The following is a 629-nucleotide window of genomic DNA, read 5'->3' as shown; positions in this document are numbered from 1 at the left end:
TATTTTACGAAACATTTGGTACAGGTAGTGTTTCTTCAGATCCTTATGTAGATTCTGCTGATTATACATATAACGCTACCAGCTTATATAATGCTAACACTTATGCTGTTGTTTCCAATGCATTTACAATGCATCCTGCTTATGTCAATGCTCCGGATCATACGGGTGATGTAAATGGTAGAATGTTAGTTGTAAATGCATCTGCAACACCGGGAGATTTTTATAAAAGACTGGTTACAGGTATTCAATCTTTTCAACCTATTGTTTTTAACTTTTGGCTCAAAAATGCTTTGTATGGCTATGATTTGGCATTACCAAACCTAACGGCAGAGTTAAGGGATATATCTGGTAATTTAATTGGCAGTGTAAATGCTGGGGATGTTGCTGAAGATGACACTTGGCACAACTATGTGTTCACAATTAATCCTGGAAATTATACCGATGTATATATTATTTTAAGAAATAATACCTCAGAGGTTTCAGGTAATGATATTTTGATTGATGATATAAACATAACCCAAGTTGCTTGTGACACCGATAGCGATGGTACTCCTGATTATTTAGATTTGGACAGTGATAACGACGGATGTTTGGATGCGATTGAGGGAGATGAAGATGTAACCACAGCT

At 36.1% G+C, this 629-nt stretch carries 1 pseudogene; it reads left to right on the top strand.

From position 1 onward, the window contains the following. Nucleotides 1–629, top strand: a pseudogene (locus AC4AGG_RS16735) (hypothetical protein); the annotation flags it as partial.

This window comes from Chryseobacterium sp. CG10_8 (assembly GCF_058117085.1).
The sequence above is the reverse complement of the archived record's forward strand: the minus strand, read 5'-3'. Positions and strand labels throughout refer to the sequence as shown.